The following is a 24,700-nucleotide window of genomic DNA, read 5'->3' as shown; positions in this document are numbered from 1 at the left end:
ATCTACCCACCGAGTGCTTTGAAGTGCGAAAGTTATCGTCATTTCCTAGCGAGCTGTAACCCGATTCCTAGTCTCGTTTTAACTCGCCGGAAAGACCCTATCTTGAAGCTGCTCCAATACCTAGGGTTGTGGCGAGCAATATATCTTCCAACATCCGTCATCCTGAACAGCGAGGGACGAGCGTGATTCAGGAGCTCCCCACCGAGAGCTTTGAAGTGCGGAAGTTATCGCTATTTCCTAGCGAGCAGTAAACCGATTCCTAGTCTCATTTAAACTCGCTAGAATGACTCTAACTTTAGTTCATGGTGCGGAGCCTAAGTATTAATATCAACCCACCAACTCTTTACGAATGATCTCCGCACCCGCACTTAACGCATTGAGCTTAGCGGTCGATACTTCACGAGACAAAGGCGCCATACCGCAGTTGGTACATGGGTAAAGCTTGTCGGCATCAACGTACTTCAACGCCTCTCGCAATGTGTTCGCTACTTCTTGTGGCGTTTCAATTTCGTTGGTAGCGACGTCAATCGCACCAACCATCACCTTCTTACCGCGAATCAACTCAAGTAACTCAATAGGCACTCGTGAGTTATGACACTCAAGCGAGATAATATCGATATTTGACTGCTGCAATTTAGGGAATACTTCTTCATATTGTCGCCATTCAGTGCCTAGCGTTTGCTTCCAATCTGTGTTCGCTTTGATGCCGTAGCCATAGCAGATATGCACCGCCGTTTCACATTTCAGCCCTTCAATCGCACGCTCTAAACATGCAATGCCCCACTCGTTCACATCATCGAAGAACACATTGAACGCAGGTTCATCGAATTGAATGATATCGACACCTGCCGCTTCAAGCTCTTTCGCTTCTTGGTTGAGGATCTTTGCAAATTCCCAAGCCAGCTTTTCACGGCTACCGTAATGATCATCATAAAGTGTGTCGATCATCGTCATAGGGCCTGGCAGCGCCCACTTGATAGGTTGCTTAGTTTGCTGACGCAAGAACTTGGCATCTTCAACAAACACGGGCTTTGTGCGGCTTACTGGGCCAACCACAGTCGGAACACTTGCTTCATAACGGTTGCGAATGGTCACCGTTTTGCGGTTTTCAAAATCTACGCCGCTTAAATGCTCAATAAAGGTCGTCACAAAATGTTGCCGAGTTTGCTCGCCATCACTGACGATATCAACGCCTGCCAGTTCTTGTTCTTGCAAAGCGACACGTAGCGCATCGCGTTTGCCATCAATCAGTTCTTCACCTTGCAGTTTCCACGGTGACCAAAGTTTTTCTGGTTCGGCCAACCAAGAAGGTTTCGGTAAGCTGCCAGCCGTTGAAGTCGGTAATAGTGTTTTCATCGTCATTCCTTTCTAGATTCTCGTTATCGATTACGCGCAGCTTGCAGACCATTGTTCAAGCACAGATTGATAAGGTTTGATGAAATGCTCCTCGGCAAATTTCCCTTGTTCAATCGCCAGTTGGCTGCGCTCTTCTCGGTCGTAAACGATTTGAGTTAGCGAGTGGTCTAGGTTTTTTAAGTTTGGCTGGTAGCAATTACCGGCAACCGCGTTGGCATTGTAAATCTCAGGTCGGTAAATCTTCTGGAATGTCTCCATCGTGCTAATCGTACTGATAAGCTCTAGGTTTGAATAATCGTTCAACAAGTCACCGAAGAAGTAGAATGCCAATGGTGCAACACTGTTTGGCGGCATAAAGTAGCGCACCTGTAAGCCCATCTTTTTGAAGTACTGCTCCGTCAACGAAGATTCGTTCGGCTGATATTCAAAGCCCAAAACAGGATGTTGGTTTTCGGTGCGTCGATATACCTTGTTGTCCGATACGCTCAGACAAATCACTGGCAGCTTTTTGAAATGCTGTTTGTAAGACTCAGAATTAACGAAAGCTTTGAACAGTTTGCCATGCAAGTCACCGAAGTTCGCTGGGATGCTGAACTGTGGCTGGTTTTTGTTGTGGTCCAACAGCAAAACGCTAAAGTCGTAATCACGAACGTATGAAGAGAAGTTATTGCCCACAATGCCTTCGATGCGCTCGTTAGTGTTGTGATCAACAATGTTAGTTTTGAGCACTTCAATCGATGGGAATGCTTCTCCACTACCTTGGATATCCATATCAACAGAGATGATTTCAAGTTCAACTGAGTAGCGGTCACCTTGCGCGTTATCCCAATATGCCAACGCATTAAAACGATTATCGATCATTCGGAGCGCATTGCGCAGATTCTCTCGGCGGTAGTTTCCGCGAGCCAGATTAGCAAAGTTGGTAGTGATTCGCGTGTTGTCTGATGGTTGGTAATTCTCATCAAAGCGAATGCTTTTGATAGCAAATGTGAAATCGTTATTCATCGTGAGTTGGTATCCTATTTCCTTAGATAAAGCAGACTTTTCCTAACTCTGTGCATGGGGACATTTTTTGTTTTTTGGTTTTCCCAATCGTTAGGTTGCACAGCACTTACGACGAACGGTTCGTACAAAAAACGACCGTCGCAGTGCCTAACACCAGAGCAGTCCTTTTTTTATACTTGCTTCACGAGTTGAGTAATATTGGTATTGTTTCACATTGAACATGAAGGAAATTCATAGTGGCAGTTCCAACCCTGAGAGAGCTATCGTAGATACTGTTTTTCATTGACACCAATACACGTAACTTGGCGAGCATATTGCCAATATGTGTAATTAAGAAACGGATAAGAGATTAGCAGTACGTAAACCAGTTTAAGCCGAGAAAACGCATTGTATGAACAAGGCACCAACTGGAATATAGGACAGCGTAACTTAAATAGCACTTTTCACACTCCATCGTTTATTCAAGCATTCGTTTAATTAGAAGTACGTTACATTTTATATTCTCGAAACATGATTATTTAATAATCTTATTTATTTCTTTTTCTATCTTTACCATCTTAAACGTAAAGTTTAATTTCCTGCTGTAAAAGCACATATAACTTCATACACGAACATGGCAACTTCATTGACGGACTTTATCACTAAACTATTACATTAAGCTCTAAAAAAATAATAACAAAAAACATAAACCACTGTTTTAATTTGAATTAAACCCATAAACCCGAGATAACCACATAACGATACTTTACTTAATTTGGTATAACAAAAAACCTAAAAATAACATGGCTAACATTTATAAAATTCACTTTTATCAATAGAAAATCTCAACAAAACATTAGAAAATTAAAATTAAGCAATAACTTAAAAAGACAAGACTTAATAACCAAATTCTTATTTATTATAGTTGAGTGGTGAATTTAAAAACTATGAGACATTAATCCCACGAATCTATCCTTTTTCTTTTTTTAATAAAAAACAAGATGCACTATTTCACCGCTCATTTATTGAGCTTGAATTTATAACCTGTCCATAATTATAAAGTGCCCATCAAGATGGTTTAAAACAAAAGTCTTTATGGGCTGACTAATAGGAAAAAATAATGGAAAAACAGCATCTTTCCGCGAGTATTATCGCACTCGCTTTACTTGGTTCTTTAGCACCAGCACATGCTGAAGATACATTGAAATCTTACACTTCGACATTGCTTCAGCTTGATGATGGTGATGCACGCTCGAAAAAAATCCGCTTAATTTATTCTTTAGAAAATGTCTGGAACCAATCTTTGCTACCAAATGGCGCTAAAGAAGCCAAGTTGATCCTAAATGGCGGTTCTGGCTTCGACATGACTAATGTTCCAAACAAAGAACAAATCTATGGTTTTGCCACTGGGGGAGATTACCGTTACACCGTTCCAACGGCTTTTAAGCTGGCACTGAGCTATTTAAATGGCGCCCCTTTACGCCACATGAGCCATGCTCCAGAAAACACCATTGCAACGGCATCTGTCAGTGAGTCGCTAGATTTTAACCTTGGATTCAGTGCTTCTACTTCTCCAAATATTAGTGGGGGAATCTCCTGGAGCAACCGTGTAACGTACGACCAGCCAGAGTTTCAAACGGTTGCCGATTTTAACCAAGCTAACGAAAGCATTAATTGGTTAATTGAAAACAAGACTATCCGCCATAATACGCCAGCTAAAGACTGGTTATTGTATCGTTGGACCAGTTGTGACATGGGTAATTTGATTGATTACAATGAGTTACCTGTCGTTATGCGTTCAGATTTTAAACCACAAGTCGGCGTCGTATATAGAAAAAATGACATTCAAGATGGCCTAGATACATCAGAGGTCAAGCTGGTTGCTGGTTGGCGAAAAACCAATTACTACTTTGGTCGCGACTGGTGTAGCTGGTATACCACTCCAGAAAATACCTGGAAGAAAAATCGTGATAGCAGTCAATGGACAGAGACTAGCCGAGCCGTAACTATCTCTTGGAATGACGATCTCTACCACTAACTTATTAGCCTGCGGCCACGGAATAAATAAGTGGCCGCCGTATTTACTAATGAAATAAACGGTAAGACATGACACATGACAAGTAACAAAAAACTCTTGACTGGATCGGTGCTAGCACTTGGTGCAGTACTCGCCATATTTCTGATTAATTCAAATAACAAGAATGCCCAGACCGAACCTGTTGCAAGCCTTGACGAGCAAATCAAGACAGAAGACGCTGCTACAATAAGTGTAACGCCTCCTGAGAGCGATGCTGCTCAAAAGGTGGTTACCACTCCAACACCACAAAGTGGCAATGATGATACTTCCGACGTCATTCCAGCTACACCTTGGATATCTGCCCCATTAAATGAACTGAGCAATGAACTGTACGATTTTATTGAAGCTGAACAGGTAAGTTACATCAGTACGACCGACTATCCATTCGACGAGCAAAAGCAAAAACAATTGCGAACATTAGCTAAGCAAGGGGTTCCTATCTTGTTTGACAATACGGAGTCATCCTATTTGGATAGCTACGGTGTCAGCGAAACCAAAGTCGTATCAGAGTATTTTGGTACGGCGTCTGAAGGTGATGTCATCATCGCTACCGGAGTACAGAATGCAGATGGCAGCATTCATTATCTAGTTTTGCCTTTGAAGAGCAAAGATCTCAACGATAACAGTAAATTGATTGAGGACACTAAGCTCGCAATCACTCTACTTAAAGAACAAAAGCATGACTTGATAAAAGAGAGACAAAACGAACATCGCGAATAAAAGTAAAGGGAGATAGCCTCTGTATCGCTATTTCCCTTAAAACTCAGTTCTCAATTAAGAAAAGCTCATTTCTCCCTACTTACCGGCACCCTATCCGAAATCACCTTGCCGTCTTTGATGGTGATGATGCGTTTAGTGCGCTCTGCCAGAGCGTTATCGTGCGTCACGATGATCAGCGTTCTACCTTCGGCGTGGAGTTGGTTGAACAAGGCTTCAATCTCTGCGCCGGATTTTGAATCCAATGCACCCGTTGGTTCATCTGCTAAGATGATTTGCGGATCGTTGACCAAGGCTCTGGCGATAGCAACTCTCTGCTTTTGACCACCAGAAAGCTGGTTTGGTTTATGGTCTAAACGATCCCCTAGCCCGACTTGCTCTAGCAATTTAGCTGCGCGCTGGCGACGTTCTTTGGCTTTGATGCCAGAGTAAACCAACGGCAGTGCCACGTTATCAAGCGCCGTCGCGTATTCCAATAAGTTAAAGCTTTGGAAGACAAACCCGATCTTTTGGTTACGAATGCCAGCCAACTCATTCGCACTTAAACTTGCTACGTTTTGGCCGCCAAGTTGGTACTCGCCATCGGTGGGCTTATCTAAACAGCCGAGCATGTTCATTAGCGTTGATTTACCCGAGCCAGACGGGCCAAGAATAGAAAGAAACTCACCTTGATTGATGGTTAAGTCTACGCCGTCGAGCGCACGTACTTCCGCCTCTCCGCTTGAGTAGTATTTGCAGATGTTGGTTAGCTCAACAAGCGGCTGGTTCGACATGTTCTCTCCAGAGTTATTGTTGTTATTCACTTTGTAGCGCCTCCAATGGGCTGACTTTTGCGGCTCGGTTTGCAGGTAACCATGCAGATGCCACACCAATTATCACTAAGGTGAGGATGACAATCGCGACAACGACCCACGACAACTCAGGGACAGGTTTACCCAGTTGTTCATAAAAGGCATTGCCCTCTAAAGGAATGGAACTGATGGCAGACACCAGCGCGTACGTCACGCCTAAGCCAAGCGCGCCCCCCATCATCATTGTCAATAAAGACTGCACTAAATAGTGCATGCGAATGGCCGTTGGGGTTGCACCGACCGCCATGCGCACGCCGATATCACGCGTAGATCGCTTTACGGTGGCATACATCACATTGGCGATGCCAACGCCAGCAACAGCTAACGTCACGAAGCCGATAATGCCAAGAAAACTCTGCAAACCTATCAGAAACTGCTGCATACTCTTTTGTTTAAGGAACATATCATCGACTTGGACGACCTGTTCATCACTGACACTTGCCCCGTGCTTACGGGCAATCACTTGCCTGATCGTCTTTGCTAAGGCTTCTCGGTCTACATCGGCTTGTGGTTGCACATTGATGCCACCAATTTCACCGTTGACATGAAATCGCTTCCACGTCGCTAACGGCACAAAGCTGGAATAGTTGATAAGATCCCCCAGTTCTATTTGGGCGCTGTTTTTCTCCAATACGCCCACAACGGTGAACTGCTCATTGCCGATTTTTACCTTTTGCCCCACAGGGTTGACTTGCAATGTGACTGTCGCAAACCAACTAAAGTCCTCATTCGGGTTGAATAAGTCGGCTGCCAGTTCATAACCCAGTACAACGACTTTGCGCGTCTCTTTTTGATCGAGTGGATTTAACCATCGTCCCCCCGCCATCGGCACCAAATTGGTCATGGATTGAAACTCGCTCGTGACTGCTAACGGCTCTTGCCATGAGCTTCTGTCACCAACGGTGATGCGCTCTTTCCACTTCGCAGTTGGCGCAACGCTTTTTACATCGGGTAATGCTCGAACGATCTCTGAATCGTCCATTTTTAACGTCAGAAACTTACCTTGGTGAAAAGCACCGTGGTCGACGGTGGCCATCCCTCCGGTCAAATAAATCAAGTTGCCGTTACCATTTTGTGCGGTTTTCAATACCCCCTGACGAATGCCCTCACCTACCGCCAACATAGCAGCGATACAGAGGGTCGCCCACGCTACAGCCAGAATGGTCAAACCCAATCTCAGCTTTTCTGCGGCCATTTCTTGGAAAATTTGTCTCATCGGTAACAACATGACTAGGCCCTCGCACTCAAAGCAATGACTGGCGTGAGACGCGATGCTCGCCTTGCTGGGAAATACGATGCCATCAATGCCAAGATAAGCGTCACAAGTAAAGACCAAGCAATGGAATCTGGCGTGATCACAGGTAAACCAATCCATTCCGGTAATGCCATGCTGCTTAGGACAGACACCACGGCATACGAAAACATCAGACCTAATGCCGTGCCCACAGCTACCAAAATAAGCCCTTCAAGAATAAACTGACTGAGTATGGATTTTTGAGTCGCCCCGATCGCCAAACGCACACCGATTTCACGCGTGCGCTCCGTGACAGATAAAAACATGATGTTGGCAACGCCAAGCGCACCGACCGCCATGGTCATCGCGCCACTCGCTCCGAGAAAAATCTGAATGCCACGCAAAATTCCACTGATGACCGCCGCACCTTCACTAAAATCGGGTAATTCGACCGCATCTTTATCACTTGGGTCAAAATGAAGCTGCTTGGCGAAAAAGTTCACGATATTTTGTCGAAACGACGGTGCATCCATCCCGTCTCTCGGCTTCATCAATACCATCCAAGGTTTCGCATCCCACAAATCGCGGTACGTTGTTTGAGGAATGAAAACCGTGCGGCTATCGCCGAATGAAATGCCAGTGTCCTCACCGACGGTTATCCCAATCACCAAAAACGGAATGCCGTTAACTTTGAGCCTATCCCCGATTTGGATTCCGCCCATTTGCGCAATTTGGTCGCCTAACACCGCCACGCGAGTGTGGTTGTCCATATCACTTGGTGACAGGTTTCTCGAACCGGATTGCAGCTTGCGTTGCATTAAAGGAAAGTAAGACATATCAATACCGCTGACCGTACTCGATAAGTTCTGTCCTTTGAGACTGGTGATATTCGCATCCCATTTGGCGTAAACGCTCGACGCCTGTTGCACGAAGCCCGACTGTTTGATCATGTCGACTTTTTCTTGTGGTATATCAATTTGGCGTCTTGAAGGTAACCCTTGCCACGGTTTACTGGTACTCGACGGAAACACCACTTGCACATTGTTAATCATAAATGAAAACGACTGGGTCTGATGGCGATAAAAGCCTTCGCCAAGTGCGATTAACACCACCACAGAGATCACGCCCCAAGCAATCGCGATAATGGCTAGCACGCTTTTCATGCGGTGCGCCATCAACGTTTGCCAAGTTTGCTGCAACAGGCTGCTCATGAATGAAAAGCCCGAGAGATCAACGCCATGGTATCGTCATCGAGTTTCCCTGCGGTTTGCAGTAAGCCGATTCTCTTACGCCAATAGCTGTACAAGTTGGTTTGCAGACTGTTTTTCGCCTCAAACAAGCTGTTGTGTGCACTGATAACTTCCGACACTTCAAGCAGACCAGCGTCGTAAAGTTTCTCTTTGCTTTGCAACACTCTGGCGCGCGACTCAACCAGCTCGTTCGCTATCAAAACTTGATTCCAGTTGATATCGACCTGCGTAAACTGCTGAATAACTCGTTTCTGAATATCAATTTCCACTCTACGCATATCTTGCTTGGCGTTTAAAATGTTCAACGATGCTTCGTCCACTCTCGCTCGCACTGCACCATTGAGGTCAATCGGCAAACTCAAACTAATCCCAGCGTTAAACTCGCCGTTTGAACGATTGTCACCATCGCTGTAGCCCACACTGCCTTTGACGGTCGGGTAGTATCCACCTTTAGCTGAATCTTTCGCGAACTCGCTCGCTTTCACCATCTGCGCCGCTACCAACAGCTCTGGACTGCTGTCTTTCGCCAGCTTTAGCCATTGATCCAGAGAGTCCACCAGCATCGGCGGCTGAATTAGAGAATCCGTTCGAATTTGGTCGACACTCTCCGGCATTTGATTGATTAACGCCGCAAGCTCTGCTTTTTTCACTTCGAGATCGGCTTTTGCATTGAGGATACTTGCTTGCTCAGAGACTTGATTCGCTCGCATCTCTTCAACATCAACCGACTTCACTTTGCCTGCTCGATAGCGTTTCTCAATGATGTTGAGAAGTTCTTTCCCCTCCTCCAGCTTGGACTGTGCCAATTTGAGGTCGCCCTGTGCGCTTGCCACATCTAGGTAAGCGGTGAGCAACTTCTGCGCAAGCTCGTTATGTGATTGAGATAGCTCTAACTGTGCTTTAAGATAATTGGCATTCGCTTGATCCAGTTCCGACCACAAGCTGCTATCCCAAATAGTTTGAGATAAGGTAGCGCCGTAACTGTTGGAATGGCTTGAGGACTCATTCCAATCCGCTGACGCACTGGCACTTAAACCCGGCAATAACGCACTGCGGCTACTCTGTACGCCAACCTCGCCAAGCTGGACGCCGATTTTCGCTTTTTCGTAATTTGGATCGTTCTGCTTTGCTTGTTGCCAAGCTTGTTCAATAGAAATTGCGTAGGTCGGCAAACTGAGCGTGGCAGCCAACAATGCAAAGGCGATTGTTGATCGTTGCAGCTTAACCATGCGCCGCTCCCATCATACTGTTGTCGATAACCTCTTCATCAAGCTCCACGCCGTCAAGCACTTCGACATTGATGCCATCTGACAGACCGAGTTTCACAGGTTGTTTATGAAACCCTTGTTCTGAGCTGTCGGGGATCAGAACATTCGGTGCGTCACCATCAAATTGCAGAGCGCGCTCCGGTAGCGTGAGCACGTTTTCAGAAGTCTTCAGAATGATTTGAGCCGTCGATGAAAAACCAGAACGAAGCAACACATCTTGTGGGATCTTGAGTTCTCCCACTTCAACCTCAAAACCGTTATCAAAACTTTTAGCCGAAGCGTTGCCTTCTGGTGAGTTAAGGTTCTCAGATTGAATCGCCACTTTGGTTAGCACACCAGAAATCGCCACATCAGGATAAGGCGCAACCGTCAACATAACGGGCATTCCCGGAGACAACTGCGCAGCATCATGCTCACTGACGCTACCTTTAAAAATCAGACTGTTCATGTCGGCCAATGACATCATTTCAGTCGCGGCTTGGCTTGATTGAGTCGAGATGATCGGCTCTCCGACCTCAACTTTCTGGTTGAGTACCGTGCCATCAATTGGCGCGTAGATCGTCGACGTTAAACGCGCATCACCGATAGACGCCTCACCACTGCGGATGAGTTCGAGATTCTGGCGCTTTTGCAATACGTCCGCTTGCGCAGATTTGACTGCCGAGCGCGCACTTACGTATTCGTCGTAGTTACTTGGAATAATGTCCTGCTTGACCAAGCTTTCTAAGTTGGACAGTTTTTGTTTGGCGGATTCCAGATCGGCTTCACTACGCATGAGTTCTGCCGATGCATCCGTTAATGCTTGGGGGGTTGGGTTTGGACGCACTTTGATCAGCGGCTGGCCTTGCTTCACCTTTTCACCAACTTTCGCATAAATTTCACCAACGATACCGTCGATTTGTGACTTGATAGACACGGAGTGTGCAGGGACAATTTTACCAACAGCCACCGCTTGTTTTTCAATCGTGCCTTTTTCCACAATCAATGTAGGCAGCAATTCTGGTTGAGCGGCAGATTGGAGATAGAAATACGTACCACCGCCGAGCAGCGCAATGCTCACAGCGGAGACAAGCCAACGTTTCGTCATTATTTATTCCAACAATTATTGGGTAGTCTAATGACTACTCCTAAAACACAAAGTTGAAGGAATAATATCCTGCTTTAATAGCGGTATGGTTGTCACAGTTGGTATGGTTTTGTCAGTCGCCTCTGACAATCAAAGACTAAAAAAATCTCGAGGAATCATTCAGCAAAGGCGCTGTCTACGATGGCTACTGACAAGCTCTGTAACCGCTCGTTTCAACCGCTATCAATTTAATTCTGAACAATGTGCAAAATGGCGCTGTTCGATATCCTCCAATCGCATATCCATACAGTCTTGCGCCTCACGTCCTAGAGCAGGAAAAACTGCATGCGCTTTTAAAATGCCTTGGCTGATAAAGCCGCATTTCTCCAACACACGGATACTCGCGTGGTTGCCAATATGCGGGGCGGTGCGAATGCGCGTTATACCCAAGCTTTGCAGGTAGACAACGCCAAGTTTGCAGGCTTGGGTTGCATAGCCTTTTCCCCGATAGCGAGCAGAAATACCAAAATGGATTTCACTGCTGTCTTGCTCAGGTATCAGCACCAGACAACCAACAGGAGTTTGAGAAGTGAGTTCTTCAATAGCGAAGACTAATAGATTGGGAGACTTTTGATCATATTGAGCACGCCATCTTTCGATAGCTTCAAGGGTTTGATTAACATTTTGGTGGACTTGGCGATTGAGGAAGCGGCATGCTTTCTCATCGCCTAAATAGTTTTCAAACAGGGGAGCAGCGTCTGTTGTTTTGAGGTATCTGATTGCCACTTGTTGAGATTCAACTCTCATCATGATTTAGCTCTGATAAACATTCGGTTTCCAGATTTGCATGAAGTTTTCTACTGGAGCAATAGGAGTGAACCCAAACTGTTCGTACAACCCATGAGCATCGCGGGTTGCAAGCATCATACGGCGTAAGCCTTGTAGTTCTGGATGAGCAACAATTTCTGATATCAACAACTTACTGATGCCTTTACCACGGTGTACCTCCACAACAAACACATCGGCAAGGTACGCAAACGTGGTACGATCGGTAATTAACCGAGCAAAAGCAACGAGTTGATTTTCATCATCCAAAACCGCGAAACAGAACGAATGGCGCAATGACTTCTCAAAGCGTTCTCTTGGAATACCCTTTCCCCAATAACTGTTTGAAATGAACTGGTAGATAACGTCTAAATCCATGTCATCTAACGACATAGTAATTCGAAATCCTTGCATTGTATCCCTCAACATTGATTTATATTTTCTCAGCCACACAGACAAGCGAGTTGGCATTCGCCTCAAATACTTGCGCTGACCAAGATTGGTACTTCTCTATGATTCTGAATCCCGCTTGTTCAAGGAAACCCTCTATGTCTTCTAGCGGACGATATTTTAAATCAATGCTGGAATGCTCAATCGTTCCACTTTCAAAATGGCGCTCTTTGTTCAAATACATGATGGACGTTTGCAAGTCATACTCGGCCTTCATACCGAAATAATTCACTTCACCATAGGTTGGAGAAACATAGGTTTGCCACAGCGCCATCTCATGATCCAATTCTAGATTTTCTGGCGTTGGTAACCGCGTATCGAAAACAAATCGCCCACCTTTTTCGAGGTGTCTTGATATTGAGCTCAGTGCACCTGCTAGCATCTCGTCACTTAAAAAGGCTTGGAATGCATTCCCTGTCATTATGGCTAGGTCAAACTTCTTACCTAACGAAAACTGGGTTGCGTCGAGATGAAGAAAACGCAAGTTACTCCTGCTTTTGGCTTTGTCCTTTGCGTGTTTGAGCATCCCTTCAGAAATATCAATGCCAATGGCTTCGTTGAGTTGCTCAGAGACTGGAATCGTGACAATACCGGAACCACAACAAACATCCAATACACTTCGAGCATTGGTTTCTTCGATTAACCTTGTGATGAAAGCAATGTCGTGATGGTAATGCTGGTCGTATTGAGCATCGTATTCAATTCCAGACCCGAACTCGGTTAAATCTTGTGTTTTCAAAAACAATCCTTGTTTGTTACTTATTTCAGCGGTGTGACTTTTTCAGCTCTAGCATCAAGTATCGACACACATAACCAACACCAGATACGTAACCAATCACGTTTTCTAGTGAAACCACTTCCAACCCCGCTTGCTGACAGAGTTGCTCAACTTCACTTTCGGTATATGCCTTATGCACGACCGATCCACTATAAGTATTTCGAGGCAAATCTTGTCCATCCGGATCGTGGTATTGAAAGCTGATAAAACATCGTCCATTCGCAGTTAGCTTATGCGAAATACACTCCAAAAGTTGTTGAGGCTCTGCTAGAAACTCAGTAAAACCAAGTGCGGTGATAAGGTCGAAGGTTTGCTCAAACAAAGGGGAAAATGGCTCATCGAGGTTATGAACCGCGACGCTGTGATAGAGGTTAGTTTGGCGCGCTTTATTAACCATTTTGGACGAGATGTCTAAGCCATGGATGGCGAGTTCTGGATAGTGACTTTTTACGACATGGCCGATACTGCCAGTCGCACAGGCTAGGTCGAGAACCGAGCCTTGCTCGATGGGAAAGGTTTTTAACTTCTCAGAAATCCAACGTGGACCGACGTAGTGACTGCCATCCACCAACTTTTGATAGCGATCCGACACATCATCATACATTTTTGCTACGTTCATCGTTTCCTCCTGATAACCAGAACGATGCTCGAATGTAACACGCAATAAGCATCTAGACACTTATTGGTTAACTAGTCCTTTATGGAATGTGACCGACTGGTTGTTTAGGACAACAAAAAAATCCGATACTCTATATTTTGAATATCGGATTTTTATTGCGTTATCGAGCTAACCAAATTCTCGTTAATATTCCTATCGGAGTAGTAACGCCAGTTGTGACGGAGGAAATTTCACCATTTCTTAAAACATAAATGGTTGGGGTCACGCTAATTTTCCATTCGCGCATAATATCGCTTGAAGGATCGTTTATGTTTTCGAAACGATATTCTTTTGCCCTCATAAACTGCGCCACACGCTCATTCGGTCCCGACGAGCCAGAAACGCCAACTACGGTGTAGTCATCACTCAGCCAGCTCACGCTTGGGCTTACAAATTTACAAGCGGGACACCAAGTCGCCCAAAAATAAACAACGACAGGTTGTTCATAACTTTGCGCGATTGCATCGAAATATTCACCATCGCTCAATACGGAGCTCAATGGTGGTGCCTCCTGTTTAGGAATATCTTTGGTGCGATACCAATCCATCGCGATGGAAATGACGGTGACAATGAGCACCATCTGTACGATTTGAACGAGCCAATATCGGAATGTTCTACGCTGCTTTGTCGAACTCATTGAATGGATCCTCCACTCGCTTGTTTCACCGCGCTTAAAACAACATCATCAGTCAGAATCACAGGTAACGGGATACCTTGTCGCGCTGCCGGGCCATAGACGATGTTAAACGGCACACCGTAACGCCCATGAGCTCGTAAAAAGTCAGTTACCGAGCCGTCCGGATGTGTCCAATCCCCTTTTAACGTCGCTACATTAGGGCTTTGCAGCAATGAGTAGACAGGATCTTGCCAGAGCACACCGATCTTGTTCGCTTTACACGTGACACACCAATCCGCAGTGACATCCACAAACACCACTCGCCCATTATTGACGTGATCTTCAATCGCCGAGTTAGAAAGCTTCTGCCACGCTAAGTCCTCAGGAAGCGGTGTCGCCCATTGGTCGGCAGTGACACTACCAAGTAACAGGCCACCAGCAATTAAGATAAGCGATGCAGAGCCGGATAGCACGAGTGCTTTATCGCCATGAACACGTTTAACGCGAATCATCAGAACAATAAACGCGACTAAACCGGCGAAAATGACCCAAAACACTGGGAGGTGATTGGCCATCAAAGACAGTAGCCAAACGCTGGTGGCCAACATCATCACACCAAATACGTTTTTGACCACGTTCATCCACTGACCCGGCTTCGGCAATTTAAGCGCAATACTTGGGAAAATTGCCACCATAATCCAAGGCAACGCCATCCCCAACGCTAAGGCGGTGAAAATAGCAAACAGCGTAACCACATCGGCACCCAAGGCAAACGCCACGGCCGTTCCTAGAAAAGGCGCGGAGCAAGGCGTCGCAAGCAATGTGGCAAACATACCTTGAACATAGTGACCAACTAGGGAGTTATCACCTTTCGAGGCCAGCCATGTATTGGTACCCGATGATAGACGGACTTCAAACAGCCCCAGCATATTGGCCCCAAACAAAGTGGTGACCAACACCATCAAACCTAAGAACCAAGGGCTTTGAAATTGCACGCCCCAGCCAATGGCATTACCTGTTAGCTTAAGCACCAAAATAAAATTAGCGAGAATCCAGAACGACGTTAATATACCAAGTGACGAGGCAACAAACTGAGCGCGAATTTGACGACGCTCGATACCTTGAGCGGCAACAATACTACTTAGCTTCATCCCCAAAACCGGAAGAACGCAAGGCATAATGTTAAGAATTAAACCGCCGAGCAACGCGAATAGAAAAACACTCGTTAGAGACGTGCTCGGCAACGGTTCAACTATTGCCTCAGCAGTTGCTTGAGTGGTTTCTTCTGCTAGTAAATTGGTGTCTTTGATGGTCACAAACAGCGACTGACCATCTAACTCCACATCGCCCAGCCAAGTATCAACGATATAGCTCGCGGTGACGATGTTTCCTTCTTGATGCATTCCTTCAAGCTTGAAGCTATAGTCTCGCGTTGCTTCATCGACACCATCCACCAGCACTTGTGGTTGTTGCCAACCCTGACTGTTCTGTAGCTTGATTTGTAGTTTCGATTGGTTCGCATCCCAACTCGCCTGAGTAACATCAATAAACGGCGATGGCTGCGGCACGTTACTCACTGCTTGAGCGTAACTGAACATCACGCCTTCATCGACTGTTAGATCAGAAGGCAAGAACGTCAATTGAATTTGATAGTCGGTCAGCACACAAATCGTCGTACAAGAAGAAAGTGTCAGTACCGCATCAATCGTGACAGGTCTGGACATGTCTTCGACGTGCAGCGTCATGGGGAACAAAGTATCGCCTTTATACCCAAGAGTCTCGATACCTAATAGTTCGAATTTTTGTGGGTGCGGCCATTGCCAATCCACTTTGGATAAATTTTGTGAATTTTGCCAATCAATAGATGGTGCTACGCCGCCCTCACCAGGTGAACGCCAGTAAGTTTTCCAGTCTCCGGTTAACTTGACATCCAAATAACCTGTAAGTGTTTTGGCTTGCGGATCTTGTTGACCAGTGAGCACAAAGCGCGTTTGCACTGGAGGATGTTGTGGGTTGGTTAGCCAACCTGTATCAGTAGTTTGAGCTGAAATACTCAGAGAGAGCAAACTCAAAGCAAGCGTCATAAAAAACATGAACGCAAACTGAGTCAGTTTAGTAATTTGATTCATAGTGATTCCTAGTTAAAAGACAAAGGTGCTAAATAACTGACGCTAGTGGTCAGAAAGCACGCTTTTATTCTCGGAACACACAGAAAGTCAGATGGACTCGATACTTACGGCCTATCGGTTCCGTCCAATGTTGCGCACCAATATAGGCACTGCACAACCAAATTGCCGAAGCAAAAAGACCGACAAACAGAACAACAATAAATACATCGAGTTGATGTTGAGAAAACTGAATTAACTTTTCAGACAATTCGCACTTGCTGGTTTCTTTAGTATCAATCGACTTGACGCTCGAACGCTCATCAGCAAATGAAACCGCGGGCGATTCCGTCTCATATTTCATAGAGCATGACGATGCAAAACCTGAATTTTGCATCAGACACACAACCACCACCCAGCCAATAATCGCTAGTAGCCATTTTGCCCGCTTATGTGGCGTGTGATGTCGTTTAGTCAACAAACTCATAAGAATTCAGATAAAGTAAGAACGAAGAAGATAATACGCGAGTCGTCATAAAGCTCAAGTTGTATCCTCTAAATAGCCTTAAGAGGCTTCACTCGGTAAGCTTTAATCTAGCTTGCCATAAATATATGCCAACTCTGCAACGGTTTTTGCCGAGAACTTCTTCAATAGATTAGCTCGGTGTACTTCAACCGTTCGCATTGCTATGCAAAGTTCGTCAGCAATACGAATGTTGCGCTTTCCTTCAATGATCAAACGTAAAATGTCTTTTTCTCTAGGTGTGAGCGATTCATAAGCCGATTTTGCTGCTGCCATATCGAGGTTTGTGGCAGACTGCGCCTGTCCCTGCAAAATGGCTCGTGCCAGTTCATCGCCTTTGACTGGTTTTTGGAAGAAATTGACCGCCCCAGCTTGTAATGCATCGACCGCCATCGGGACATCACCATGCCCTGTCAGATAAATAGCGGCCAACGGGCTGTTGGCTTGATTTAAAATTTGGTGCACTTGCTGACCACGAAGGTTGGGCATTCGACTATCAAGGATCACGCATCCGGCCTGATGAATGTTCACTTTATCGAGAAAAGATTGCCCATCAGCAAAAGTCGTCACGTTGAAGTCATGCTCTTCCAACATAAAAGCGAGCGAGTCACGCACCGATTCATCATCATCGACTACAAAAACAGGTAGCTGCTTTTCACCGCTGCTCATTGAGTGCTCCTATGCCTAGTTCAGATTAGTTTTGATATGGAAACACAAGCTCAACCAAACAACCATGTGGTGCTATCGAGCTGATGACAAACTCGCCACCATGCATTTCCATCACATCGCGACAAATGGCTAACCCCAGCCCAAGCCCTTCTTCTTTGCTACTCACAAACGCTTGAGTCGGATTCTCTTGCTGCAACCCTGTACCATTGTCTAACACTCGAATAGAGAGTTGACTGATTTGGTAATCGCAATGCAGGGCAATTTTACCTTGATAACCTGATGAGTGATATTTCTCTTGGAACAAAGTACACGCATCAATCGCGTTGCTGATCACATTAACTAAAACCTGTTGTACGCCAACTGCATCGACAAGTAATGGACGAATGTTCCCTTCTGTACTGGCCACAATAGAAATGTTTTGCTTCTGCATTCGAAAATGGAGTAACTCAATCGTGTCATCAATGAGTACTTGAAGATCGCACGACGTTTTGTCGACACTGCGCTTACGAATCAACGTTCTTAATCGCTGAATAATTGCATCGGCTCTTTCAACTTGGCCCTGTATTTTCTCAAGTACAGGGACAATATCTTCATGAGGGCGCTTTTTGGCCAAGCGAAGTAAACCGCCTTCACTATAGTTGCGAATGGCTGCCAGTGGCTGATTGAGTTCATGAGCAAGACTAGTGCCGATTTCTCCGACAATCGCGACCCTTTGTGAATGTTCTAACTGTTCACTTTTCTCTTTTAATCGTAACGATGTCTGCTCCAACGCTTGCTTACTCTTGCTAAATCGATACTCAAGCCAAAAGTGGTACGCGTTCAACACAATCACAAACATGAACAGCGCCCATGCCCATTCTTGATGACTACGCAGCCAGCGTAGAGCCTCACTCCACCAAGGTTGTTGCAACGGATGGAGATCCAACGCCTGATAAAGTTTGTCGATGCTCAGCAAGCTGACGGGGGACGTCCAACCTGACGCGCCTGCCGCAATAACCGCAGGGTGTTCAGGTGGCATCGCTAACAATACTTGCGCAATCTGTTTGGCGATCTGAGCTGAGCCGCGCTCTGTTTTGGCAAATGACCAGTTAGGATAAAGCGGTGTGGAAACAGCGCATAACGAGCGCTCGTTCGGCTGTTGATTTAAAACTCGATAATTACTCGGTTGTAAAAGCCCTTCACTTAGCATCTGTTCCAATAAACAAGCAGGGACAACGGCCGCTTCCACATTGCCATCACGTAATTGATACAGGTTGGCATCAATAGGAAAACCAAGATAGCGGACATCAGAAAAGAAATCGTTTGGATTAAGCCCCATTTTGACTATTTGATAGCGCATCGTTAGATAACCACCAAACGCTTTTTCTGATACCGCCGCAACGGGACGTCCAGAGACATCTTGCACCGTTTGATAACTTGAATTGGCTCGAACCACAAGCGCCGAACCAATGCCGTAATTCGAGTTTTGTGGTGCTCTGCTGGTTAGCGTTGCCATCCACGACAGCGCGTATTGCCTGCCCAACCGCACTGCCTGACCTGGGTTGGTTAAGATGAAATCCATGGTCTGAAACTTCACCGCTTCGCCCATTTCATCCAAGTTAAGGGGATGAAGGACAAAATGCACATCGGAAATTTGCTGATTGAGCCAATCAATGGTCGGTTGCCATCTCTGCTCGGCATAAAGATGACCACGTATCGCTAACACGCCCACTTCGACTTTTTTCTTGACCTGTGGCTGCTCTGCTTTTTGCTCTTGCATTCCTTGCAGATCTGCTTGTTCAGAAACTGCGCCCTGAGCCAAAGATGCAAAGGCAACTAAGCAAAGAACCCAAAACTGAAGCAACCGTGGCGTTTTGTTCATGATGAGTAGAATCGTTCCTTCGAAAGTAATGGAGCAAGAATAACAGCTACCCTTGGTAAACCACATTTGTTTTAGATCAAGTTTGATCTGGGTATGTGGAAATCCACAATATAAGCCTCGCAGTGCATTTCTCACAATGGAATCAGTCAATTCAAATACAACAAAAAAAGCAGGTGAGTTATGGATTCCACCAAACGTCGCTTTCTCAGCGCGGTCACAGCCGGAGCCGCGTTAATTCCAGTCGCTGGCATTGGCACGGCAACTGCGGGAAACATTATTCGAAATAACCAGTCCGCTGACCGAAAAGGACAAGTCGGGAAGCGTTATGCCATGGTGATAGATTTGCGTAAATGTGTCGGATGCCAGGCTTGCACTGTGGGTTGCAGCATCGAGAACCAAGTGCCTATCGGTCAATTCCGAACCACCGTAAAGCAATACGAAGTTACGTTAGATGATGGCTCTACAGCCACGCGAGAAGCAAAAGCCTTTATGCTACCGCGCCTTTGTAACCACTGCGACAACCCACCTTGCGTGGCAGTGTGTCCGGTTCAAGCAACCTTTCAGCGCGAAGATGGCATCGTCATGGTGGATAACAGTCGCTGCGTAGCGTGTGCGTATTGTGTACAAGCTTGCCCTTACGATGCTCGCTTTATCAATGAAGACACCCTCACCGCAGATAAATGTACCTTCTGTGCTCACCGTCTAGAAAAAGGTCTATTGCCTGCCTGCGTGGAAACCTGTGTTGGCGGAGCACGTGTAATTGGTGATTTGAATGATCCATCAAGTGAAGTTCGCCGCTTAATTGCGAAGCACCAAGACGATATCAAAGTGCTAAAACCCAATGAAGGCACCAAGCCTCACGTGTTTTACATCGGCATGGATGAACGCTTCACCAGCCACATCGACGGACAACCTGCTATTTACGACCCACAAGGAGATCGCGCATGAACATCACCGAAGTGTTAGTCCAGCCTCAAGCGATGGCTTGGCTCCCGTGGGCGGTGCAGTATTTCTTCTACATCGGTTCGGCTTATGCGGCTGCTGTTTTGTTCCTAATCGCCCTATTATTTGAAAAACACACCAGTCACAGACTGCGCGCTGCGCTTGTTCTGACGCTGGCCATAGGCGCCATCGTGGGACCATTAGCGTTAACTGGTGATTTACACCAACCGGGACGAGCATGGCATTTTTACGCACACATCACTCCGTGGTCATGGATGTCTTTAGGGTCGCTTTTCTTGCCTGTTTTCTCAGGTTTAGCGGTAGTGACTGCATGGCTGTATCTCCGCGAGGATCTGATCAACTTACGTAATCAGCCAGGGAAAGTACTGCCTCTAATCTCAAAGCTGTCACTGGGTGACTGGGCGCTCTCTCGTAGAGTCATGCTTATGGTATCTGTTATCACGGTGCTATCAGGCATCACCATTGCAGTCTACACAGGCGCTGAAATTGCAGTCGTTAAATCGCGCTCTTTATGGCACCAACCCGCGTCGCCGGTTCTTTGGTTTGTCACTGCATTTATGAGCGCGGTCGGATTTTCTCTGTTGATTTGGCTCTTGCTGCCTAGTCAGTCAAAGACACTGACATCTGGCGATACTAATTTACTTAAAAAATCAGTGGTTACCAGCGGTGTATTAACGCTGATACTGCTACCGATTTGGGCATCCAACAATTCCGCATTTTCGCTCTATTCTAGCGAACAATGGATGCACAACATTGCCCTGCTCACTTTTGTCGTTTTAGGTTGTGTTTTGCTCGCTTTCATCTTCTTGCGCGATACCAAAAAGTCCGCATCAGCCAGATTTCGTCACGTCATAGGGCTCAGTTTTGTGTCTGCTGCCGCACTGGCAAGTGCATGGCTGATTCGCTGGTTTACCATCATGGAAGTGCAAACCATCGCCAAGTTCGATGCAGGGCTGTATCCATACCAACTCACTATGGATGGAAATGGCTGGATAGGCATTATCGGCATGCTCGGATTATGGCTTGCACTGGCACTGCTCGGTTCGGAGCTGGTTCAGCCAAAACAAAATATCGAAGTAAAAGCTTCATCACTCACCTTAACTGAACGCTAATCAAAGAGGATTTCATCATGGATAACAAACGCCGTCAGTTTTTGAAATCAGGCATTGCAGTGGGTGGGCTTGGCGCATTCGCTGCGGGTTACGCCACCACCACCAAACATATGGTCGAAGGTGCGCTCGAAGGCACTGCGGGAGAAAAAACGCGTGATATTCACCACGGTAACTCGCTTGAACCAGAGTACACGGTCAACAGCAAAGGCAACCTAATCCCTAATCCAAATCAGCGCGTTGCGCCATCGATGTGCTTTGGTTGTTGGTCACTGTGCGGATTGCGTGTACGCATTGATAACCGCAGCGACGATATTTTGCGTATTACTGGCAACCCATATCACCCACTCTCTCATCAGCAACACATTCCGTTCGAAACGCCAGTCAAAGATGCTTATTTAAGTTTGGCAGGAGAAGCGGGCCTTGACGGTCGTTCAACAGCATGCGCACGTGGAAACGGGATGCTAGAAATTCGCAACAGTCCGTACCGCATCACTCAACCGCTGAAACGAGTTGGCAAACGCGGCGAAGGAAAATGGATTCCGATCAGCTACGAGCAATTGATAGAAGAAATCGTAGAAGGTGGTGATTTATTTGGTGAAGGCCATGTTGATGGCTTACGCGACATCCGCGATTTAACAACGCCCGTAGATCCTGAAAACCCAGAATATGGACCGAAAGCCAACCAATTGTTAATGACCAACGCCGGTAACGAAGGCCGAGACGACATATTCAAACGCTTCGCGTTCAACAGCTATGGTACACGTAACTTTGGGCATCATGGCTCTTACTGCGGCTATGCATTTCGTGCTGGCAGCGGCGCATTTATGAACGACTTAGATAAGAACGCACACTTAAAGCCAGATTTTGATAATGCGGAATACATCATCTTCATCGGTATGTCGCCAGCTCAAGCGGGTAACCCTTTTAAGCGTCAGGCGCGCCAACTCGCCAATGCGCGAACAGAAGGCAGCTTGGAATACACCATCATCACGCCAAGTTTGCCGGCGGGTTCATCGAGCTTGGCCGCCGGTGACAACAACCGCTGGATACCAATCAAACCGGGCACCGACTCTGCCCTCGTGCTTGGCATGATCCAGTGGATCATCGAAAACCAACGCTACAACAAAACCTTCTTGGCGCAGCCGGGGGCAAACGCGATGAAACGAGCCGGCACCGCGCACTGGTGTAATGCTACGCATCTTGTGATAAGCGATAATCAGCACCCGAGAAACGGCACGTTTTTACGCGCGTCGGACTTGAATCTGCCATTCGAGGGCGAAGCGTTGTCTGACTCCGACCCGTACGTCATCGTGGATGATCAAAGCGGCGAATTTGGTGTGCATACCCAGACAGAAGAAGCGGCACTGTTTGTCGATAAAACGGTTTCGCTTGCATCAGGCGAAGTACGAGTAAAATCGTCTCTACAAAGGCTCAAAGAAGAGGCGTTCAAATACAGCCTTGCGTTCTACAGCAAACAATGTGAGATCCCTGTTGAGCAAATCGCAGAACTAGCGAAACGCTTCACCAGCTACGGCACAAAAGCGGTGGTCGATACCCACGGTGGCAACATGCACACCAATGGGTTCTATAACTCGTTTACCATCATGATGCTCAATGCATTGATTGGTAATATCAACATGAAAGGCGGCGCGATGGCCAAAGCGGGTGGCTACCCAACTTCCGCTGCGGGTCCTCGTTACGACTTCACCAAATTTGCGGGTAAGGTCGGCCCGAAAGGCGTCTTTCTATCGCGCAGTAAATTCCCCTACCACAAAACCAGCGAATACAAGCGTCGCGTTGAGGCAGGAAAATCCCCTTACCCAACTCGCGCACCTTGGTATCCGTTTGCAGCGCCACTGCTGACAGAGCACCTATCTGCGGCTATTGATGGTTATCCATACCGCGTTAAAGCGTGGATCAATCACATGGCGAACCCAATGTATGGTGTACCCGGTTTGAAAGCGCTGCTGGAAGACAAGCTTAAAGATCCAAAACAACTCGGTTTGATTGTGTCTGTTGATGCGTTCATTAACGAAACCACCGCATTGTCGGACTATATTGTGCCGGACACGGTCACCTACGAAAGCTGGGGTATGGCAACGCCTTGGCACGACGTTCCGGTGAAAACCGTCACCGCTCGCTGGCCGATTGTGGGAGCGCGAACAGAGAAAACCGCCGATGGTCGTTCAATTTGCTTAGAAAACTTTTTGATTGATGTCGCCAAGAAAATGCAACTAGGCGGCTTTGGTGACAACGCGATTCAAGATGCGCAAGGGAATTGGCACGCTCTCCACAGCGCTGAAGATTTCTACTTACGTTCCGCGGCAAACTTGGCTTATGTGAAAGGCGGGGTGCCTGAAGTTTCGGCAGAAGACATTGCGTGGTCCGGCCTAGAGCGTTTAATGCCAGCCATGCAGAAGACGCTGACAGCGGATGAGATGAAACGTGTGGCGTTTATTTTTGCTCGCGGTGGACGTTTTGAAAATGCAACCGAAGCGTATCAAGGTGAGCAAATGAAGCACAAATGGACACGACCTGTCGCGATATGGAATGAACGTGTCGGCAGCGCAAGAAACACCATGACCGGTGATTTCTACACGGGTTGCCCAACATGGCATCCACAAAAACTGGCCGATGGCACACCAATGGAAGACCAGTTCCCAAGCTCAGAATGGCCTTTCAGCCTAACGAACTTTAAATCCAACATTCACAGTGCGGTATCCAACCTATCGCCAAGGTTGAACTCGATTAAAGGCGTAAACCCAGTGTACATCCATCCAATCGATGCCGAGCGCGCAGGCATTAAAACGGGTGATGAGTTTGTTATCGAGACACCATCTGCAAGCACCAAAGCACTTGCGATGATAGTCAACGGGATTCGCCCTGGCACACTCGGATTTGAACATGGGTTTGGTCATACCGAGCTAGGACAACGCTCGCACTGGATCGGCGATAAACAACAACCCGTAAAAACGCGCAGCCAAGATGGCGTCAACATTAACGACATTGGCTTAATTGATCCTACCCGAGAAGGTAAAGGTGTATTGTTGGATTGGGTAGTGGGCGCGGCGGCACGTCAGTCCTTGCCGGCCAAAATCCGCAAAGCGTAACGCCGCACGTTAAGACGTCTCTACCACTTAGAGCTGCCGATTTGTGCAGCTCTTCACCACTTTGTTTTTATAGCTTATAGAACAACCAATAAAAACAAATACGGCCATTTACACTTATTAAATATGTGGAAATCCACAATACCTTTCATTATTGACAAGGCCGACAATATCGTCCGAGTGACTACCAAGTAGCACTTAGACATATTAATAAAAATTAAAGTGAGTCA

The 24,700-nt window shown here is 46.5% G+C and carries 22 protein-coding genes; 6 read left to right on the top strand and 16 right to left on the bottom strand.

The annotated features are described in order from the left end of the window. Positions 1-186 (top strand): hypothetical protein (locus tag R7Z50_RS13660; RefSeq protein WP_318149128.1); only part of this gene is annotated, 186 nt, incomplete at its 5' end. A 141-nt stretch (positions 187-327) separates the two neighbouring features. Here the strand turns inward: R7Z50_RS13660 and R7Z50_RS13655 are convergent. Next, entirely contained in the window at positions 328-1,356 is a 1,029-nt protein-coding gene (locus R7Z50_RS13655) for a methionine synthase (RefSeq protein WP_047103352.1), read from the bottom strand. A gap of 30 nt (positions 1,357-1,386) precedes the next feature. Further along, on the bottom strand, positions 1,387-2,361 hold the full coding sequence (locus R7Z50_RS13650) for a DUF1852 domain-containing protein (RefSeq protein ID WP_005376733.1): 975 nt from the start codon (positions 2,359-2,361) through the stop codon (positions 1,387-1,389). Between the two features lie 1,099 nt (positions 2,362-3,460). On the opposite strand from R7Z50_RS13650, the gene R7Z50_RS13645 reads away from it, so the two are divergent. Together R7Z50_RS13645 and R7Z50_RS13640 are read left to right on the top strand one after the other, a co-directional pair. Next, complete coding sequence (locus R7Z50_RS13645) at positions 3,461-4,378, top strand: leukocidin family pore-forming toxin (RefSeq protein ID WP_005376731.1); 918 nt, start codon at positions 3,461-3,463, stop codon at positions 4,376-4,378. Between the two features lie 75 nt (positions 4,379-4,453). Then, entirely contained in the window at positions 4,454-5,137 is a 684-nt protein-coding gene (locus R7Z50_RS13640; protein WP_053808877.1) for a hypothetical protein, read from the top strand. 65 nt (positions 5,138-5,202) lie between these two features. Here the strand turns inward: R7Z50_RS13640 and R7Z50_RS13635 are convergent, their stop codons facing one another. From R7Z50_RS13635 to R7Z50_RS13570, 14 genes are all read right to left on the bottom strand, one after another. Further along, positions 5,203-5,907, bottom strand: coding sequence for an ABC transporter ATP-binding protein (locus R7Z50_RS13635; RefSeq protein WP_170890532.1), 705 nt, complete (start codon positions 5,905-5,907; stop codon positions 5,203-5,205). A gap of 22 nt (positions 5,908-5,929) precedes the next feature. Beyond that, a complete protein-coding gene (locus R7Z50_RS13630; protein ID WP_222133036.1) occupies positions 5,930-7,213 on the bottom strand; it encodes an ABC transporter permease in 1,284 nt (427 codons plus the stop codon). A gap of 2 nt (positions 7,214-7,215) precedes the next feature. Further along, a complete protein-coding gene (locus tag R7Z50_RS13625) occupies positions 7,216-8,430 on the bottom strand; it encodes an ABC transporter permease (RefSeq protein ID WP_222133037.1) in 1,215 nt (404 codons plus the stop codon). Beyond that, a complete protein-coding gene (locus R7Z50_RS13620) occupies positions 8,427-9,698 on the bottom strand; it encodes a TolC family protein (protein ID WP_054730519.1) in 1,272 nt (423 codons plus the stop codon). The genes R7Z50_RS13625 and R7Z50_RS13620 overlap by 4 nt, the downstream gene beginning before the upstream one ends. Beyond that, entirely contained in the window at positions 9,691-10,824 is a 1,134-nt protein-coding gene (locus R7Z50_RS13615) for an efflux RND transporter periplasmic adaptor subunit (protein ID WP_005385784.1), read from the bottom strand. Before R7Z50_RS13615 ends, R7Z50_RS13620 begins: the two co-directional genes overlap by 8 nt. 222 nt (positions 10,825-11,046) lie before the next feature. Further along, the gene (locus tag R7Z50_RS13610) at positions 11,047-11,613 is read right to left on the bottom strand and encodes a GNAT family N-acetyltransferase (protein WP_213892487.1); all 567 of its coding nucleotides are present in this window, start codon (positions 11,611-11,613) and stop codon (positions 11,047-11,049) included. Between the two features lie 3 nt (positions 11,614-11,616). After that, positions 11,617-12,042, bottom strand: a complete 426-nt coding sequence (locus R7Z50_RS13605; protein ID WP_053349639.1) for a GNAT family N-acetyltransferase — start codon at positions 12,040-12,042, stop codon at positions 11,617-11,619. Between the two features lie 19 nt (positions 12,043-12,061). Next, positions 12,062-12,817, bottom strand: a complete 756-nt coding sequence (locus R7Z50_RS13600) for a class I SAM-dependent methyltransferase (RefSeq protein WP_054866271.1) — start codon at positions 12,815-12,817, stop codon at positions 12,062-12,064. A 25-nt stretch (positions 12,818-12,842) separates the two neighbouring features. After that, positions 12,843-13,475 carry a class I SAM-dependent DNA methyltransferase gene (locus R7Z50_RS13595; RefSeq protein ID WP_213892489.1) on the bottom strand — a complete coding sequence of 211 codons (633 nt, stop codon included), beginning with the start codon at positions 13,473-13,475 and terminating at the stop codon, positions 12,843-12,845. Between the two features lie 160 nt (positions 13,476-13,635). Continuing rightward, positions 13,636-14,151: a protein disulfide oxidoreductase gene (locus R7Z50_RS13590; RefSeq protein ID WP_213892491.1), complete on the bottom strand. Its 516-nt coding sequence runs from the start codon at positions 14,149-14,151 to the stop codon at positions 13,636-13,638. Next, positions 14,148-16,259, bottom strand: coding sequence for a protein-disulfide reductase DsbD family protein (locus tag R7Z50_RS13585; RefSeq protein ID WP_206970732.1), 2,112 nt, complete (start codon positions 16,257-16,259; stop codon positions 14,148-14,150). Before R7Z50_RS13585 ends, R7Z50_RS13590 begins: the two co-directional genes overlap by 4 nt. Before the next feature lie 64 nt (positions 16,260-16,323). Then, positions 16,324-16,722: a hypothetical protein gene (locus tag R7Z50_RS13580; RefSeq protein ID WP_206970733.1), complete on the bottom strand. Its 399-nt coding sequence runs from the start codon at positions 16,720-16,722 to the stop codon at positions 16,324-16,326. 102 nt (positions 16,723-16,824) lie between these two features. Beyond that, on the bottom strand, positions 16,825-17,427 hold the full coding sequence (locus tag R7Z50_RS13575) for a response regulator transcription factor (protein WP_318149127.1): 603 nt from the start codon (positions 17,425-17,427) through the stop codon (positions 16,825-16,827). 25 nt (positions 17,428-17,452) lie between these two features. Then, positions 17,453-19,288 carry a sensor histidine kinase gene (locus tag R7Z50_RS13570; RefSeq protein ID WP_170897268.1) on the bottom strand — a complete coding sequence of 612 codons (1,836 nt, stop codon included), beginning with the start codon at positions 19,286-19,288 and terminating at the stop codon, positions 17,453-17,455. A gap of 180 nt (positions 19,289-19,468) precedes the next feature. Between R7Z50_RS13570 and dsrO the strand changes: the two genes are divergently transcribed. Genes dsrO through R7Z50_RS13555 form a run of 3 tightly spaced genes read left to right on the top strand, consistent with a single transcriptional unit; the run spans position 19,469 to position 24,473 of the window. Beyond that, a complete protein-coding gene (gene dsrO, locus R7Z50_RS13565) occupies positions 19,469-20,236 on the top strand; it encodes a sulfate reduction electron transfer complex DsrMKJOP subunit DsrO (RefSeq protein WP_176311085.1) in 768 nt (255 codons plus the stop codon). After that, positions 20,233-21,363 carry an NrfD/PsrC family molybdoenzyme membrane anchor subunit gene (gene nrfD / locus R7Z50_RS13560; protein ID WP_318149126.1) on the top strand — a complete coding sequence of 377 codons (1,131 nt, stop codon included), beginning with the start codon at positions 20,233-20,235 and terminating at the stop codon, positions 21,361-21,363. The genes dsrO and nrfD overlap by 4 nt, the downstream gene beginning before the upstream one ends. 17 nt (positions 21,364-21,380) lie before the next feature. Further along, a complete protein-coding gene (locus R7Z50_RS13555) occupies positions 21,381-24,473 on the top strand; it encodes a tetrathionate reductase subunit A (protein WP_318149125.1) in 3,093 nt (1,030 codons plus the stop codon). Positions 24,474-24,700 lie beyond the last annotated feature (227 nt).

Source organism: Vibrio sp. 1249-1 (assembly GCF_033340495.1).
This window is presented reverse-complemented; position numbering and strand designations above follow the sequence as displayed.